Below are 15,354 nucleotides of genomic sequence, written 5' to 3'. Positions count from 1 at the left end.
TCAACGGCGGGCATGCGTTGCGGCGAGCACTGCAGGCGAGCAACCGTGGGATACCAGGCCCGGGTGATCATCCAATCTATGCAGCTAGCGTTGTCGAAATCTGATTATCTGCGGTTCCGGGCCAAAACGATGCCGCCGTCCGCTTGACGGGACCTCGATTAAAACAATGGGGGGTGCGGGACGTGATACATGACAGGAGTAAATGAAAACATCGTTCACGCCTTGAATCGTGCATCCGTTGGTCGAAAGACTTCTACACACATCACCGAGGACCACGCCGCGGTACCGTAGGTTTTTCTTGGGTGGCCGCAGGACACTCAGGACTTGACCAAACGAGGGCATACACAGTGAATTCCGTTCCCGCGATCAGGCGCAGAAAATTCGAGCCGGACCCTGGAGAACGTTCGGCGATCTTGTCGCAAGCGTCGAAAATCGTGAGCGAGGGCGGACTCGGCTCCTTGACAGTGGCTCACGTCCTGAGCCGCACACAACTGGGCACCCGGGCGTTCTACCGCCATTTCGACTCGAAGGACGCGCTGGTGTCGGCGATGTTCCTGGAGATGGCGCGCATCGAGACCCGCCGGCTACGCAGAAGGATGGCCACGGCGCGCGATCCCATTGGCGCGGTTGCCGCCTGGATCGACGGACGCCTAGACCTCGCGTTTAACGGTCAGATCCGATCGGATCTGCGCAAGATGTCGCTGGAAGCGAACTCGCAAATGTTCGCCGCACCCGAACTGGTGAGTCCTGCCTACGCCGAGATGTTAGCCCCGCTCGTCGAGAGCCTCAGGCGTGGACGAGAACTCGGAGTTTTCACTATCACGAAACCAGGAAGCGCAGCGCTGGCCATACAAGGTGCTGTCTGGGCCACCATCGAGCGCCAGTGGGCAAGAGGCGACCATGACATCGGCGAGACGCGGGAACTGGTGCAGGACTTCTGCCTGCGCGGGCTCGGTGTCGCGCCGAAAGCAATTGCCGCCGCGCTGAAATATTCATCGCCCGAAAGTCGGGAGCGTCATCTTGAGAAGCCAAACGGGTCGCCATAAGCAGGATGCGCTAGATAGGGCGCGAGGCAAGGCAGGAACCCTTCCGAAGTTCTTCCTTCGGCGCCCTACGCCATGTCACCGCCTGTGTGCGATGAGGCCCGGGGAGTTCACGAGATGACATCTCGTCGTCATCGCGCCCAATCGATCTCGAGTTCGTCCAATTCGATAACCGAATTCCAACCAAACAGCGACGGTATCTATTCCGACCAGAGCTGCGATGCTGATGCGCTGAGCGCGCCAGGTGGATAGGTGCGGTAACGTCATTCTCGCACCGCCAACACCGGCGAGGAGGGTGAGCGATGGCGAAATCCAACAGATGGCCGCAGACCGCCGCTCGCCCGGATACCGAGGAGCGTGTCAGTCGTTTCATCGAATCCGCTCTGGCCATCCTTGGGGAGACCGGCCGCACCGACTTCACCGTGCTTGAGGTCGCCGAACGGTCCAAAACCTCGCTGCGGTCTTTCTACCAGCACTTTTCATCAAAAGATGAATTACTGTTGGCTCTGATCGACAAGATCATGGCGGAGTCGGCCCGGCGCTGGCGCGAGGACACCGACGGCCTGGAGAGTCAGGTCGCCTTGCAAAGGCTGATTGAGCGGATCACCGCACCGGCTTCATCGTCGAAGCAAGACAGCATCAACCGGGGTCTGACCTGCTACAACGACCACCTCGCGGAGTCGCGACCCAACGAGTACGCCCGGGTCCTTTCTCCCCTGCACGTCCTGATTCAGGACATCTTGAAACGCGGTATCGCCGAGGGTGCCTACCAGCACGGACTCGAGGTCGAAACCCGCTCCGCGCTGATCATGCAGTCGGTTCTTGGCGCCACGCGGCTGCGCTCGCTCGGGGTCGAACTCAATGGACACCCCATCGACGGCCGGCACATCTATGAGTTCTGCGTGTATGGCGTCCTCGCCCCAGGCCGACCCAACTGACCAACCTCGTCGGCTCGTGGCGTTGTGTCACCGCTAAAGATGGTAACGTCATTACCACTTCGCGCAAACAAACACGCATAGGAGGCAACCATGCCATCACGCGAGCTTTCCTTCCCGGTGTTCGATGCCGACAACCACTTCTACGAACCCAAGGAAGCACTGACCCAATTTCTGCCGGAAAGCCGTAAGGGCGTCATCGATTACATCGACATTCATGGCCGTACCAAGATCATGGTTCGCAACGTGATCAGCGACTACATTCCCAACCCGACGTTCGAAGTGGTTGCGCGGCCAGGCGCTCAGGAGGAATACTTCCGGCACGGCAGCGGCGGCAAGAGCTTTCGCGAGGTGATGGGCAAGCCGATGAAGGCGATCCCGGCATTCCGCAATCCCGCGGCACGCCTTGAGGTTCTCGACGGGCTCGGCCTGGACTACACGCTGATGTTCCCGACACTGGCCTCACTCGTCGAGGAACGCTTGAAGGACGACCCGGACCTGATCCTGGACATCATCCACGGGCTGAACCAGTGGATGTATGAGACCTGGCAGTTCAACTACGAGGACCGCATCTTCTCCACGCCGGTCATCAACTTGGCCAACATCGATCGCGCCCTCGAAGAACTCGACTGGTGCCTCGAGAGGGGCGCCAAGACCGTCCTGGTCCGGCCCGCGCCGGTGCCCGGATATCGTGGCAGCCGCTCGCTTGGCCTGCCGGAGTTCGATCCGTTCTGGGATGCGTGCGTCAAGGCCGGCATCCCGGTGTCGATGCACGCCTCGGACAGCGGCTACGCCGAATACCTCAACGACTGGGAGCCCGGCGACGAGTTCAAGCCGTTCAAGCCAACCGCCTTCCGGATGGTCGCGATGGGCAAGCGGCCGATCGAGGACACCATGGCCGCACTGGTTTGCCATGGTGCACTGACCCGCAACCCCGATCTGCGCGTCTTGTCGGTCGAGAACGGCGCGTCGTGGGTGCCCTACCTGTTCTACCAGTTCAAAGACGTCCACTCGAAGATGCCGCACGAGTTCCCCGAGGATCCGATCGAGGCATTCAAACGCTGTGTGTACGTCGCGCCCTTCTGGGAAGACGACTTCAAAAAGATGGCCGATCTGTGCGGCATCGACCGCATCATGTTCGGCTCGGACTGGCCGCATCCGGAGGGCCTCTCCGACCCGATCAACCTGGTCGATGACCTCGAGGGGCACGGCCTCGACAAGGAGGGCGTCCGGAAAGTCATGGGCGGCAACATGATCGACCTCTTCAAGGTCCCCAACAAGATCGTCCACAAGCCCGACGTACCTGCGCTCGTCCTGACCTGATCACATCCCGACCGTGGTGAGCGTGCCGGGCGCCCCGCACGCTCACCCAGGTTCAGGCGGGCCGCGGCGGTAAGACCGCCAACCACCCGTCGGCGAGCAATTCGAGCAGTTGGCCGTCGGGATCACGAACCATCGCCGAACGCGCGGTGGCGGTTTCGGCCACGACCGATCCGCCGTATTCGACCACCTGGTCGAGTACGGCGGCCAGATCTGACACCGACAGCGAAATGTGCGTCAAGCCAATCTCATCCATCACACGGTCCCCACCGGAGTGCGGTCGGCGCTTCGAATAGTCGAGCAACTCGAGGACCAGACCGTCGCGGAGGAGATAGGTTGCGTGCAGTCCGATCGGCGAGTCCATCTGCAGCAACCGGTCAGTGCCCTCGTCGGGTGGATCGATTTCCCACCAGAACTGGAATCCGAACAGGCCCTCGTAGAATCGACGCGACCTCGCACGGTCGGCAACACAAAGACCGACGTGGTTGAAAACCGTTCGATGACTGGTCATTACTACCTTCCGAAACGAGTCAGCACCGACGGTCCGTCACCATCGATGTGCACGGTCACGCGTTGGAGGAAGCCACCGGTGCCAACTTCGGTGACCCACGACTGTACGCAGAGCACCATGTCCTGCAGGATCACTGCATCGGCCCCGCGGCCGAACCCGATGACCGGTGGTTCCGCGCCCAGGCCCAGTCCGTGGGCCAGCGCCACCTCGGGTTCCGAATTGCCGGCCTGCCGCCACGCGCGATACAAGTCAGCACCGGTGTTGCCGGGTCCGCAGACCGACAGCAGCGCCTCAAGAGACCGTGCGCAGCGGTCGGCCAGTCCCGCCGCACCCGGCGGTTCAGGACGCCCGGCGATCCGGGTGCACGCCAGGCCCGCCTCGTATCCGGCATACAACGCACCGGGGGCCAGCACGACCAGTTCACCATCGCCGATCGGCCGGTCGGTGGCCAGGTGACGAAACCGCACCGGCCCCTGGGTGGGCGTGGCGAAGCAGACCGCTTCCGAGGGTGGATTCGGCGCGCCGAGAACGGCAACCCGCTCGTGGTAGACACCGAGCAGGTCACGCTCGGCCACTCCGGGCAGCAGCGCATCCTCCATTGTTGTCAGCGCGGACTCGGCCAGTGCCGCAGCGACATTCACGCAGGTGATCTCGTCGGGGGTCTTGACCTGGCGGGCGGCCTGCATCACGGGGGCGGCGTCGACAATCTCGGCGGTGGTGACGTGGTCGGCGATGAGCGCGGCGAACATTGGTGTCAGTCCGTCGGTGCCGACGCGTGCCGCAGCGCGCAGGCCAGGTATTTCGCCAAGCTCGCTCGCCAGATTAACCGGGTTCCACACCAGTCCGTACAGATCCTCGCGACCGATTTCCGGCGGTACACCTTCATCCCAGGTGGAGAGCAAATGCACTTTGCCGGTTTGGGCGACGACCACTGCGGCGGGGGCGAAGGCCAACACGCCGGCGCGTCCGAGTTGGCGAGCGCCCGACACGTACCGCACGTTGCCGACCCCCCCGAGGAGCAGGGCATCAAGGCCGTGACGTGCCATTCCGTCGAACACCTTGGCGCGGCGCTGCGCGCGTAGCCCGGTGAAGTCGGTGCGCGAGCCGTCCTCCAAAGCCATTGTGCCAACGCGTAGGCCGCGGTCGCGCGCCGCCGGGCTCATATCGGAAACCCGAACGGTTCGTACGTAGAGCCACTCAACTTCACCCATCCCGAATCAGTCACTGCGACAATGTCTTCTGACCGGTAGCCGGCGGCTCCCTCATCCCAGATCACCGGTTCGAACACCAGCACCATCCCGGGTTGCATGATCAGTGCGTCGTCGAATTTATCGCCGAAATCGGTTCCAATGAAGGGCATCTCAGCACTCTCCGTGCCCACGCCATGGGCGAGATAGAAGTGTGTGATCCAGGGCCGTATCCCATTGTTGGCGGCGGTGGCAGCGGTACCGAGCTCGAGCGCAGACACGCCGGGGGCAAGGATATCCAGCGCCGCATCGACGACGCCGCGCCAACGCCGAAACTGGGCCTCCTGGCGGGGATTTGGAGCCGAACCGACCACCCAGGTCCGCCCATAATCGGAGGCATACCCCTGCCACATGATGCCGGCATCGACCCACAAGACGTCGCCGTGACGTAAGAAGCGGTCGGTGGTCACTGTCGGGTAGGCGAGGTCACCGTGTATCGTCCACGGGCCTTCGGCCCTGGTCGGGGCCATCACTTGCCAGATCGGGTCGATCCCGCCGGCGGTGGCGCCGAGTTCGAACACCCGGCGCAGAAATACTGCGCTCAGGTCGGTCTGGCGGACGCCGGGCCGCAGCGACCGCAGCGCATCGACCATAGCCAATTCGTTGAGGCGCTGCGCGGTCCGGATACAGGCCAGCTCATCAGGGGTTTTGATGATCTTGGCCGCGCCCAGCACGTCTCCGGCGTCCACCCAATCGAAGTCGGGGAGCCCACGCAACATGGCGTGAGTTTGATCGTCGACACCCAACCGGGCTTTCGGACCGAAGTGTGCGTTTAGTGCCGCAGCGAATACGTCGAATCCGTCGTCGAGGTCGGGGAACAGTGCGCCGTGCAGATGGTCGTCGGCCAGGTCGGGTGGGGCACCGTCGACATATGGCGTGTACAGATGGGGTGCGGGATCTCCCCGGCCGACGATCGCGACCGCGCGAAACAGTGCCGCGCGATCGCCATCGGCCGCCGGTGCGGTTGCTCCGGTGGCATAACTGACCGCACTGGACGCCAGCAAGACCAGCCCGTCGATCTCCTGTTTGTGAAGTTCGTGCTGTAACCGGTCATAGCGGTCGCGACGCATACGGGCGAGATCGGGCCGCGCCGGTATCGGCAGACCCCCGATGGTCGCTCCTGCCGACCAGTCCTCAGTCGTCACGCTCGTCCCGTCCGCTGCGCTGCCTCGACGGCGGCCATCCACCCATTCATCTCTCAGTCGAGCTCGATCAATAGATCTCCGTCGGGGGTGGCCTTCGCGTGTTCAGCAGGGCCGAGGATCACGGTGGTAAACGGGCTGACGATGGCCGCGGGACCGGAGACCGTCACACCGGGCCGGACCGCGTCGATGTCGTAGACCGCCGCGTCGTGCCAAGCGTCGCCGACCCACATCGTGCGCTGTCCAGTGGGTTTGATCGACTGCACCTCGGTGAGGGGGGTCTGCGCCAACGGCTCTACTTCACCGATTGCGGTGAGGCGAACACCACGGACCACGGGCTCCTGCGCCCGTGCCTCGATCAGGCGTGCCTCTGCGTTAATCCGATGGAACTCGCCGACGGCGGTTTCGACGTCGGTCGGGTCGTCCACCGCGATCGCGGTGTCGAACGTCTGGCCCGGATACACCAACAGAAGTGACCACTCCAACCGGACCCGCTCCGTCGGCACGCCGGCCACACTGAGCTCGTCGCGTGCCGCACTTTCCAGCTCGGCGGCCAGGTTCGCCAGATGATCTCGATCGACCTCGGCGCACGGCGCGATGTAGCCACGCGAATCGTCGACGATGTGGTTGGCGCTGAGCAGGCCGAGCGCTGACAACCCTGCTGCCGCACGGGGAATCATTACTCGACGCATACCCAGTGCCCGCGCCTGCGTCGTCGCGTGCACACCTCCCATCCCGCCGAAGGCGACGAGCGAAAGCTTGCGCGGATCGGCGCCGGCCAGGGAGAGCACACGGCGCACAGCGTCGGTCATGTTCGCATCGACTAAACGCAAGATCGACGCCGCCGTCTCCTCTAGGCCGAGACCCACCAACCGGCCTAACGACGCCACCGCGGTTCGTGCACCATCAACGTCAAGGGTCGTGCGGCCATTGTTGAATCCGGCGGCATCGAGTCGGCCGAGTACCAAATCGGCGTCAGTGACCGTCGGCTCGGTCCCGCCGCGCCCGTAACAGACTGGCCCAGGCTGACTTTGCGCCGACTGTGGACCGACGTGAAGAACGCCGCCTTCTTCCCAAGCAATCGAGCCGCCCCCAGCACCGACCGAAGGGATGTCGATCATCGGGAGACCGATGCAATATCGGTGAAACCAGTTCCAGTCCATCTTGATCTCGGGCTTTCCCGACCTGATCAGACAAACGTCATAGCTGGTGCCGCCCATGTCGACGCTGACGACATCACCGATACCCGCGCGGTCCGCGGCGCGAGCCGCCGCAGACACCCCGCCGGTGGGGCCCGATCCGATTGTGGCAACGGCACGCTTCGCCGCTGCTTCGGCGGTGGCGATGCCGCCGGCCGAGGTCGCCACCAGGACTCGATGACGGTAGCCGTTGTCGGCGAGTCTGGCGGTGAGCCGGCCGAGATACGATGCGATCGGCGGCCCGACATAGGCATTCACCAACGTTGTCGAGGTGCGTTCGAACTCGGGCGGTTTGGGCATGATCTCATGCGACACCGAGATCATCTCCACGTCGGGAAACTCGTCGAGAACGATATCCCTGGCCCGCAACTCGTGCACCGGGTTGATGTAGGAATGCAAGAAGCAGATGGCGATCGAGGTCACCCCGAACGCTCGCAGACGCGCCGCCGCCTTGCGGACTTGCTCGTCGTCAAGCGGCGTGTCGATCTCGCCTTCGGCGGTCAACCGTTCGTCGACCTCGAGACGAACCCGTCGCCTAGCGATGGGCTCCGGTGCGGGCAGCGTCGGGTCCCAGATGTCCTCTTTGTAGCAGCGACGGAACTCGATCTCGTCTCTGAAACCTCGGGTGACGATCAAACCCGTTGGTGCACCGTTCATCTGGATCATCGCGTTGTCTGCGGTGGTAGTGCCGTGCACGATCGTTCGGGTGCGCGACAGCAGTTCGCCAACCCCGATGCCTTCTGCCTCGGCGAGCTTTTCGATGCCGGTAAGGACGCCTTCACTCTGGTCGTGCGGGGTGGTCGGGACCTTGTCCATCAACAATGTCCCGTCAGCGCGACGCAATATGCAGTCCGTGAAGGTCCCGCCGACGTCGACGCCGATGCGGTATCCGGCACCCTCGGTGGTGGTCATGAGTTGCGCTGCTTGCGTTCGAGCTCGGTGGCTTCGTGGTCAACGGCCAGCGTCATTTCCTCGAGCGAACCAGTGATCACGACCGCGTAATCGCGGAACGCCCCTTCGACCGAAACATATTCGTCCCAGACGTCGTCCAGCACAGCCTGCGGATCACGCAATAGCGGTTCGCCCCAGCCGCCTCCCCCGCCGAAGTCGTAGACGACCTTCTCGCCGGCCTCGAGCGGGTAGCCGGACACCGCCGGGTCGACCAGTTCTGTGCCGACCATGACACGGTCGGGCGAGCCGTTGCACCCCCCCGCAATTCCCGGATGGGTGTGTCTCTGGTTCACCACGTACTGATTGACTTTGGTCTGTGTGCGTACCTCCTTGACGAAGTGGCTGCCACAACCGCCCCTCCACTGGCCGGCGCCTCCCGAGTCGGTGCGGTAGTTGCGTCCGCGAAGGATGTGTGGGAACAGTTGCTCATTGATCTCGGCGCTGGCCTTGATCAGGTTGCCGTTGGCCGCGGACAATGCACCCCACCCGTCGGTGCCCTTGGCGGCGCTCACCCAGCCCGCGCTGACCTCGCCGCCGTGGTCGAAGAACGACTTGCCGGTCCGTGGATCGACATCCCCCCACATCTGGCGTGGGCTACCGAACTTGTAGGCCTGCGGGCAACAGCGATCGGGAATGATCTTGCTCATCGCGATGGCGATCGCGTCGCCGACCTCGACACCTGGATGATGCGTGCCACTTGAAACCGGCTTGCCCTCAGGGGGATTCAGGCAACAACCCTTAGGCACCCGCAGGTCGATGCAGTTGAAGAAGCCCTCGTTCTTCGGGATCGACGGGTCGACCAGGGTAGCCAGTTGAGCGATTACGTTGCCGCGGGTGTTGCCGAAGGTCGACCAAGCGTTGATGTCTTGTCTGGTGTCAGAGCCTTCGAAATCGATGATCAACCGGTCGCCCTCGACGGTGATAGCAACGTGCACATGGATGTCGCGGTTGCCCGCGGGATCGGAGTCGCAATACACATCGGCTTCGTACGTGCCGTTCGGCCAGCCGCTGATCTCGTTGGAAAACCGCCGGGTCGCGTCGTCGATCGACCAGCGCATCGCGCCCTCGACAGTGTCGGGCCCGTACTCACTAATAACGTCGGTGAGTCGGCGCGCGCCGAGTTGGGCGGCGCCCACCTGGGAGCGCAAATCTCCGATGAAACCAGGCAACCGGTTGTTTGCCCTCATCGTCAGCACGACGTCGCGGCGCTCACGGCCGGCCTCGACGATCTTCAGTAACGGATACCGCACCCCCTCGCTCCAGATGTCCTTGGCGAACACGTTGTAGCCGCCCGCCATGGCACCCCCCGTGTCGCCATGATGGCACTGGATGGAAGCGAACAACATCACGTTGCCCGCCTCATCGAACACCGGCGAGAACACGTTGACATCAGGAAGATGGCCGCCACCGTTATACGGGTCGTTGGCGATAATCACGTCGCCCGGATACAACTCCCCGGCGAAGAACTCGGCGGCGAACCGCACCGGCAGGGTCGAAGACAACATGAACTGCGGGATGCCCACCGACAATGCCGCCAGTTTGCCGTCGGCATCCAGGATGGTGGCGTTGCGTTCGTTGGATTGGTTGAGGATCGGCGTGGTCGCGGTACGCGACACATAGGTCGCCATCTCAAAGCAGATGGTCTCCATCGCCGAGCGGATCACGCTCGCGGTGACGACATCCACAGTGCCGGAATCGATTTCGGTCATACGCACCCTTCCTGTGCACGGACTGTCCTGATGGACAATGACTGGGTCATCAGATGCCGCACCCGCCCGATGGCAAGTAGGCGCCCATGTCCTTGTCGGCGGCCCTGCCGCTGATGCGTGACAACGCCACCCGTGCGCCCCCGGATCGCGCCTCGACCACCACCACCGAAGCCCTGCCGACCTGACAGCGGGCCCTCGGTGGCACCACGACGGTGCGCGACCTCGAACCCACCCTTCGGATGGGCGGCGACGGGGAAGCCTGATAGCGCTTCGCTCATGACACCAACTTCTGACGGCTTCCAAAACTGCTATTTATACAAACATAATAAATATACGCTCAGCGTCCACACGTGTCCCGATCGTGAACGCCGAACATGATGCTAAACGGTAACTGTTATCGTTGACTCAACGGTAGTGCCGGGCGACATCTTCCACACCCAGGTCGACGTCCTGAACGGCGATTCGAAGTAGCACAGCGTCGGCGCGGGCCTACGGCCCGCAATCTCTGAAGGCGCGGCATCGGCCGCAGCACCAGACACATCGACACGAAAGGACCAGGCGTGCGAAACGCGATCATCACCGGCGGCAGCGGCGGCATCGGCAAAGCGTGCGGTCGCGAGCTTGCTGAGCGTGGCTACGAGGTCGTGCTGTGCGCACGTGGCGAGGCGGCACTGAGCGCCGCCGCCGCCGAAATCGGCGCACGATACGTCGTCGCGGACGCTGCCGACCCGGCAAGCTTTGCCGCGGTCACAGCGGGCTTAGACCGGGTCGACCTGATCGTGCACGCCGCCGGTGTGCTCGGCGGGACGTACGCGCGCAAGCAATCCTTCTCCCAATGGCGCACGACGATGGCAGCCAACCTCGACTCGTGTTTCGTCCTCACCCAGGCCGCACTGCCCCTGATGAGGCCCGGATCGCGTTTTGTGTTCATCTCGTCATCAGCCGCGCACGAACCGATGCCGGCGCGCACCGCGTATTCCGCCTCGAAGGCCGGCATGAATGCGTTCGCCAGGGCGTTGGCCCTCGAGGTGGACCGAGACGGCATCGCAGTACACGTCGTGACGCCGGGGCCAGTGGAAACCGAAATGCTCCAAGATGTTCCGTTCGAGATGTACGCCCTAGGCGTGGCCGATGTGGCGAACGCGGTGGCGTGGCTTGACACCGTCGACCCATCTGTGGACCTACCCGAGATTCGGCTCAATGCCGTCACCCGGGGACCTTGGGCCAGACCGCCCGTCGTGCCTTTCGAAGTTCAACGGCGCGCCGCATCGAGCTGACCGAACCAGCCCTGTTTTTTCACGCCGCCCCCGCCGGCGGCCGGGGGAATCTATGGATGTAAAGGGGGCCGAGGGAGGTAGCCGGTGCCCATTGAGGCGGATTCGTCACTGCGCAGACGAATCCTCGACGCAACATTCACCGTCCTTGCGCGCGGTGGGCGACGCCGGCTGCGGCTATCGGATGTCGCTGCAGAAGCGCAGGTCTCACGCCCAACGCTCTACCGCCACTTCGGCTCGAAGGAAGGCCTCCTCGAGGCCTTCGGCCTGTACGAACAGGACAACTTCGACGCCGGGATCGCCGCGGCGATCGCCGGACTGAGTGGGCCCGATGGCCTCGACGCCGCGCTGGCGTTCATCGTCGAATTCCAGCCGTCGTCCTCGCTTCATTTATTCGCCGAGATCGAACCCGACCATGTACTTCATCAGATGAAACGTGCACTGCCCACAATGCATCGATCGATCGCCAAGATCATCCGGGATGAGCACAGCGACATCGCTGCTGCCGCCCTAGTCCGCATCGCTGTCAGTCACTACATGCTCGGAAGCGGGGACCCAGACCAGTTTCTGGCGGAACTGCGTCACGCAGCGGGCCTCGAGCCCCGTCGGAGTCGGCTCCCCCGTCGAAATGCGGCGGCCAGCTAGATAGTCCAACCACATCGGCATTTCCTTCCAAACGACGTCAAACTCTCAGGATGCAGAAAGGGGCCCAACCCGCCGAGAGTTGCTTCTGCTCAGACGATCGCTCGTGCTCGGGTTTACGGGACAGCCGGCACTATGCTCCACGACTGCCGGCGTCATGAGCGGCTCAACTTCTGCTGAAACGCGCTGATCTTCCCGCGGTGCTCGTCGCTCTGCATTGTGACCCGCTCGGCCGCGAACCCAGCCTGCAACGGTCCGCCGAGCACCTGAGACAGGTACATATTGACGAGCCGCTTGGTTCCCCGAAGTGCCTCGGTGGGCTGGGCGGCGAGGCGTTCGGCGAGCCGGTGCGCCTGCGCGATCAGGTCATCGGGTGCGACGGTGCGGCTAGCCAGCCCGAGATCGACCGCAGTGGCCGCTGGGATGCGGTCGCCGGTGTACAGGTATTCGCGCGACCGCAGGATCGGGCACAGCAGTGGCCACAACGCGGCACCGCCGTCTCCGGCGACCAGCCCGACGCTGACGTGCGGGTCGGCGAGGTAGGCCGTCTCGGCGATCAACACAATGTCGCAAAGCAGCGCAATGCTGCAGCCCAGCCCGACGGCGGGGCCGTTGACCGCGGCGATCACCGGCAGCGGAAAGCGCAGCATTTCCTCGACGATCTGCGCGCCTTCGCGCAAGCTTTCGTCCCTGGCGACCGGGTCGTCGAGAAACGTTGTGATCCAACCGATGTCGCCGCCAGCACAGAAAGCCCGGCCAGCGCCAGTGAGAATGACCACCTTGGCGTCGGTGTCGGCGGAGAGCTGCCGCCAGACGTTGGCCAGGGCCCAATGCAGGTTGGCATTCGTGCAATTGAGCTCTGCGGCGCGGTTGAGCGTTACCGTGCGGACCGCACCGTCGACGTCAACGGTCAGCTCGTCAGGAAGGTCGTATTTCATGTCGTCTCCTCAGTCCGTGGCTGAATCGCGTGGGTAAGTTGGTCCACCGCCTCAAGGACGCTCACTTGCTCGTTGAACCGCCGCGCGATCTGGGTAGCCGTCCGCGCACCCTCACCAGCGCGCTTCGTTGCGGGTCCCGTCGGTGCTCACCATGACGGTGGCGCCGACGAGTTCGCGGGACTCGGCATCGGCGAGCAATTCGGGTTCGTGCACGCGAGCGAGCGCACGACCGGCCGCGGTATCGAGGACAACCAGCCCGCTTTGGGGCGAGCCATCCCTACCGTGTGCGACCGTATAGGCCAGCACCTCGCCCGGCCCCGTCCACGTCGTCAGGAGCGGTTTGCGCAGCTGCGCGGCGTCGACCTCGGCCTGCAGCGCCGCAGGGTCCGGCGGCTCTGTCGGTCCCGGCGCCGAGGACCAGACCGCAGCGACGTGCTTGGCCAGGTGCATACCGACGCCGGTGATCAGCGCATGTCCGGATCGCTGCCGCAATCGGTCGAAAGCGCTTGCGATGGCGTGCAATTGGTAGGCACTGCCAGGCCCGCCCGCGTACGGGAGGCCGCCCGTCACGGTCAGGCCGCGCGGATCGTCGAGGGCGAGACCGAGTGCATCAGCGCCTAGCCGCAGCGACGACGGGAAGCAGGAGTACAGGTCGAAGACGTCGATATCGTCCAACCCGACGCCCGCCATGCTCAGGGCATGCCTGCCGGTGACCGCCATCGCCGCCGATCGGGACATGTCCGCCCGCTCAGCGATGCTCTCGGGATCCTCCGCGTAGGCCCAGCCGGTCAGGTAGAGGCGCTGGTCTTCGCTGACTCCCAGCTCGTCAGCCTTCTCGCCGGTGGCCAGCAGAAGCGCGGCAGACATATCGACGTCCATCACCGCGACCTCGTGTTTGGTGTACGGCCACCCGACGTAACGATTGTCCGATGTGGGTGTCCCGACGGTTGCGGCATCCAGGGCGACAGGTCGCCAAGCGTGCGGATTGTCGGCCGCGACCCGGCTCATCGCCGCCATCATGGTGGCCGCTTCGGCGGCATCCTGAGTCAGCGATGCGCCCAGTCGTGCCCGGCGGGCGGTGTCCCAGAGCGGAAACGTCTCCCACGCCTGCAGTACCTGGTGGGCCATTTCGGCGGGGTGCGGCGGCGTCCACGGGAACGGTGACGACTGGCGGTAGCTCCACGGCAGCCGCTCCCCACTCTTCTTGGCCGTACGCAGCGTCGCGAGCGCCTCGCCGCCGACGATCAGTGCCAGATCCAGCTCGCCACGTAGCATCGCCTCGGCGGTCTGGTTGACCAGCAACTGCGGGGTGGTGCCGCCGATCCCGGAGTAAACCCGGTGCCGCGGCGACGCGCCCAGTGCGGTCGCGAGCCGGCCTACCGGATCGTCGTAGGGCCACGTCTGGCAGTACACCACCTGAAGGGAATCGATATGCGCCAGAACATCATTGGTGCCCGCCTCAGCCGCGGCTTCCCCTGCCCGCGCCGCCCAGCTGTCCAATGGTTCGGGTGCGCCGCCACCGCGTACCGTGTGCTGCGCTGCGCCGATCAGACACAGCCGGCCTGAGGAGCTCCTGGCCATCAACGCCCAGACCACTGCGGTTGCCGTTTCTCGGCGAACGCCCGCGGCCCCTCCTTCGCGTCTTCTGTCGCAAAGATCTCCTGGGAAATCCTCGCCTCGATCTTGTACGCCTCACGAATGTCGACCTTCAGACCTTCCAACGCGCTGCGCTTAGTAGCCTGGACCGCCAAAGGGGCGTTTTTGATAATGCGCGCGGCGTACTCGAAAGCCTTGTCCAGCAGGGCATCCTCTGACACCACCGCATTGAGCAGACCCATCTCATAGACGCGCTGCGCATCGAAACGGTCGGCGCACAGCAGCACCTCCATCGCCTGGGCGTACGGAATCTGACGCGGTAACCGCACCGTGGTCCCGCCACCCGCGAACAGGCCGCGGGCTGGCTCCAGCACACCGAAGGTGGCGTGCTCACTGGCTACTCGAATGTCCACGCCGCCGAGCATCTCCATGCCGCCCGCCACGCACGGCCCATTGATCGCGGCGATGATCGGCTTGTAGATCTTGCTGCCGCGCAGCACGGCGTCGTAGCCGTCCGACAGTGAGTAGCCATTGACCGAATCGACCTCACCCGCCTTAATCTGCTTTGCCAGCGCCGTGATCTCGGGGACGTAGGTCTTCAGGTCCGCGCCCGACATGAAGGCACGTCCGACGCCGGTGAAGATCGCCACCCACGCGTCATCGTCGGCCGCGAAGCGCTTCCACGCCTCGGCCAGCTGGTGGAAGTGCTCAAGATCGCATGCGTTCTTGGCTTCTGGCCGATCGAGGGTGATAAGTACGACGTGTTCGGCGCCCTCGCGCGCACCGAGTTGGTAGTGGACGGGCACAGGATCTCCTCTACGACGTGACGAACGGGTGCACCCCGCCG

At 64.1% G+C, this 15,354-nt stretch carries 13 protein-coding genes; 5 read left to right on the top strand and 8 right to left on the bottom strand.

The window, feature by feature from the left end:
* Positions 1-302: 302 nt before the first annotated feature.
* The 3 genes from MNAB215_RS18175 (at position 303) to MNAB215_RS18165 (ending at position 3,301) form a co-directional block, all read left to right on the top strand.
* Complete coding sequence (locus MNAB215_RS18175) at positions 303-1,046, top strand: TetR/AcrR family transcriptional regulator (RefSeq protein ID WP_342743230.1); 744 nt, start codon at positions 303-305, stop codon at positions 1,044-1,046.
* A 299-nt stretch (positions 1,047-1,345) separates the two neighbouring features.
* Positions 1,346-1,981, top strand: a complete 636-nt coding sequence (locus MNAB215_RS18170; RefSeq protein WP_077080058.1) for a TetR/AcrR family transcriptional regulator — start codon at positions 1,346-1,348, stop codon at positions 1,979-1,981.
* A gap of 90 nt (positions 1,982-2,071) precedes the next feature.
* Positions 2,072-3,301, top strand: coding sequence for an amidohydrolase family protein (locus MNAB215_RS18165; RefSeq protein ID WP_077080057.1), 1,230 nt, complete (start codon positions 2,072-2,074; stop codon positions 3,299-3,301).
* A 52-nt stretch (positions 3,302-3,353) separates the two neighbouring features.
* Here the strand turns inward: MNAB215_RS18165 and MNAB215_RS18160 are convergent, their stop codons facing one another.
* The 5 genes from MNAB215_RS18160 to MNAB215_RS18140 form a co-directional block, all read right to left on the bottom strand.
* A complete protein-coding gene (locus MNAB215_RS18160) occupies positions 3,354-3,809 on the bottom strand; it encodes a VOC family protein (protein WP_077080056.1) in 456 nt (151 codons plus the stop codon).
* A 2-nt stretch (positions 3,810-3,811) separates the two neighbouring features.
* On the bottom strand, positions 3,812-4,930 hold the full coding sequence (locus MNAB215_RS18155; protein ID WP_077080055.1) for a M24 family metallopeptidase: 1,119 nt from the start codon (positions 4,928-4,930) through the stop codon (positions 3,812-3,814).
* A 38-nt stretch (positions 4,931-4,968) separates the two neighbouring features.
* On the bottom strand, positions 4,969-6,126 hold the full coding sequence (locus MNAB215_RS18150) for a M24 family metallopeptidase (protein WP_083746166.1): 1,158 nt from the start codon (positions 6,124-6,126) through the stop codon (positions 4,969-4,971).
* A 128-nt stretch (positions 6,127-6,254) separates the two neighbouring features.
* Positions 6,255-8,309: a hydantoinase/oxoprolinase family protein gene (locus MNAB215_RS18145; protein ID WP_077080053.1), complete on the bottom strand. Its 2,055-nt coding sequence runs from the start codon at positions 8,307-8,309 to the stop codon at positions 6,255-6,257.
* Complete coding sequence (locus MNAB215_RS18140) at positions 8,306-10,057, bottom strand: hydantoinase B/oxoprolinase family protein (RefSeq protein ID WP_077080052.1); 1,752 nt, start codon at positions 10,055-10,057, stop codon at positions 8,306-8,308. Before MNAB215_RS18140 ends, MNAB215_RS18145 begins: the two co-directional genes overlap by 4 nt.
* Before the next feature lie 560 nt (positions 10,058-10,617).
* Here MNAB215_RS18140 and MNAB215_RS18135 point away from each other — a divergent pair.
* Positions 10,618-11,334 carry an SDR family oxidoreductase gene (locus tag MNAB215_RS18135; protein WP_077080051.1) on the top strand — a complete coding sequence of 239 codons (717 nt, stop codon included), beginning with the start codon at positions 10,618-10,620 and terminating at the stop codon, positions 11,332-11,334.
* A gap of 84 nt (positions 11,335-11,418) precedes the next feature.
* Positions 11,419-11,976 carry a TetR/AcrR family transcriptional regulator gene (locus tag MNAB215_RS18130; protein WP_077080050.1) on the top strand — a complete coding sequence of 186 codons (558 nt, stop codon included), beginning with the start codon at positions 11,419-11,421 and terminating at the stop codon, positions 11,974-11,976.
* A 152-nt stretch (positions 11,977-12,128) separates the two neighbouring features.
* On the opposite strand, the gene MNAB215_RS18125 is transcribed toward MNAB215_RS18130, so the two are convergent.
* From MNAB215_RS18125 to MNAB215_RS18115, 3 genes are all read right to left on the bottom strand, one after another.
* Positions 12,129-12,911, bottom strand: a complete 783-nt coding sequence (locus MNAB215_RS18125) for an enoyl-CoA hydratase/isomerase family protein (protein WP_077080049.1) — start codon at positions 12,909-12,911, stop codon at positions 12,129-12,131.
* A 111-nt stretch (positions 12,912-13,022) separates the two neighbouring features.
* Positions 13,023-14,492 carry a thiolase C-terminal domain-containing protein gene (locus MNAB215_RS18120; RefSeq protein ID WP_077082123.1) on the bottom strand — a complete coding sequence of 490 codons (1,470 nt, stop codon included), beginning with the start codon at positions 14,490-14,492 and terminating at the stop codon, positions 13,023-13,025.
* On the bottom strand, positions 14,492-15,313 hold the full coding sequence (locus MNAB215_RS18115; protein WP_077080048.1) for an enoyl-CoA hydratase-related protein: 822 nt from the start codon (positions 15,311-15,313) through the stop codon (positions 14,492-14,494). The genes MNAB215_RS18120 and MNAB215_RS18115 overlap by 1 nt, the downstream gene beginning before the upstream one ends.
* Positions 15,314-15,354 lie beyond the last annotated feature (41 nt).

Origin of the sequence: Mycobacterium numidiamassiliense, assembly GCF_900157365.1 — a bacterium.
In the GTDB taxonomy this organism is placed as follows: domain Bacteria; phylum Actinomycetota; class Actinomycetes; order Mycobacteriales; family Mycobacteriaceae; genus Mycobacterium; species Mycobacterium numidiamassiliense.
This window is presented reverse-complemented; position numbering and strand designations above follow the sequence as displayed.